Consider the following 1,786-nt stretch of genomic DNA (forward strand, 5'->3'; position numbering starts at 1 on the left):
AAGAGGCTGTCCAAAAAGTAAAATTGGACAGCCTTTGTTTTTGTTGTCGCTTTAAGGTTTGTATCTTAAAGGTGCTAATGACAACACGATCAAACGTACGATTTAAAAGTGTTACTTCCCAACAGTCCGTACTGTTTCCGGGTAACCTAAGCGATAAAATAGCGGCTAATCACCCGGTTCGTCTGGTTAATCAGGTTGTTGACCAGTTAAACATAGACGATATTTTATCGACGTATAAAGGCGGCGGAACAAGTTCGTATCATCCTCGGGTAATGATTAAGATACTGTTTTACAGTTATCTGAACAATATCTATTCCTGCCGGAAAATAGAACGGCAACTTCAGGAAAATATCCATTACATGTGGCTTTCGGGTGAAGCAACGCCTAATTTCAGGACCATTAACAATTTCCGAAGTCAGAAATTAAAAAATAAAATCCATCAGTTGTTTGCCTCGATGGTTCGGTTGATGAACGAAATGGGGTACGTTAGCCTGGATGTACAATACATTGACGGGACAAAAATCGAAGCAACGTCAAATCGCTATACGTTTGTTTGGCGTGGCTCGGTTGAAAAATACAAGGATAAGCTTGAAGCCAAAATCGAAAAGGTATTAAAAGAGATTCAGGCAAGCATTGAAGTGGACTCAGCTTCCCCTGAAGAAGACAACCTGCCACAGCCGATTGATTCCGAACTGTTACAAAAGAAAATCAACCAGTTAAATGAACAACTCTCAAAACTGAACAGGAAACAGCAAAAACAGTTGAAACAACTGGAATCGGATTCGCTGCCCCAACTGAAAAAATACAAACAGCAACTCGAAACCCTGGGGCAAAGGAACAGCTACTCGAAAACCGATACCGATGCCACCTTCATGCGCATGAAAGAGGATCATATGAAAAACGGGCAGTTAAAGCCTGCTTACAATACTCAAATCAGCACGGAGAACCAGTTTATTACCCATTTTTCACTTCATCAGCGCGCCGGCGATACCAGCACTCTGATACCACACCTTGACTATTTTGAATCACTTTACAACAGGCGATCGTCCACGGTGGTTGCCGACTCAGGCTATGGCAGCGAAGAGAATTACCAACATCTGGAAAATCAGGGCATAAAAGCCTTTGTCAAGTACAACTACTTTCATAAAGAACAAAAAAGAAGTCAAAGGAATAATGCTTTTTTGCCGGCAAACCTGTATTACAATCAGCAAAAGGATTTTTATGTCTGCCCCATGGGACAACGCATCAGTAAGGTGGGGAGTAACAGTCGCAAAACACAGTTGGGATATGAATACCAGGTGAGTATCTACCAGGCACAAAATTGCACGGGATGCCCGCTTCGGGGGCTGTGCTATAAAGCCAGGGGGAACCGAAAGCTCGAAATCAACCACAATCTAACCCGATTACGCCGGTTGGCAAGAGAAAGGTTAACCAGCGAAGAAGGCCTTTACCACCGCAGTATGCGCCCCATCGAACCGGAAGCGGTGTTTGGGCAGCTGAAATCAAACAACAAATTTAACCGGTTTACCCTCAAAGGATTATCCAAGGTGGAAGTAGAGTTTGGGTTAATGGCCATTGGACACAACTTGAGGAAGTTAGTGGCCCTAACTATGTTCAAACATCCGAAAAATTCCGTTCCTTATACAATTATTTTCGTTTTTGAAGCAATATCCTGCACAAAAGCAGACATACAACAATGCCTACCAAAAATCAGGAAAATGTTCGGAACAATCAGGTTAGCTGCTTAAAAAATGAGGCCGCCCTTTTTGGACAGCCTCTTTTTTAT

Annotated in this window: 1 pseudogene; it reads left to right on the forward strand. The window is 42.7% G+C overall.

Features of this window, described 5'->3' with window-relative positions:
• Window positions 1–77: 77 nt before the first annotated feature.
• Window positions 78–1,598: pseudogene (locus CLV93_RS20020) on the forward strand (IS1182 family transposase); the annotation flags it as partial.
• Between the last annotated feature and the right edge of the window lie 188 nt (window positions 1,599–1,786).

Origin of the sequence: Prolixibacter denitrificans (genome assembly GCF_003014495.1) — a bacterium.
In the GTDB taxonomy this organism is placed as follows: Bacteria; Bacteroidota; Bacteroidia; order Bacteroidales; family Prolixibacteraceae; genus Prolixibacter; species Prolixibacter denitrificans.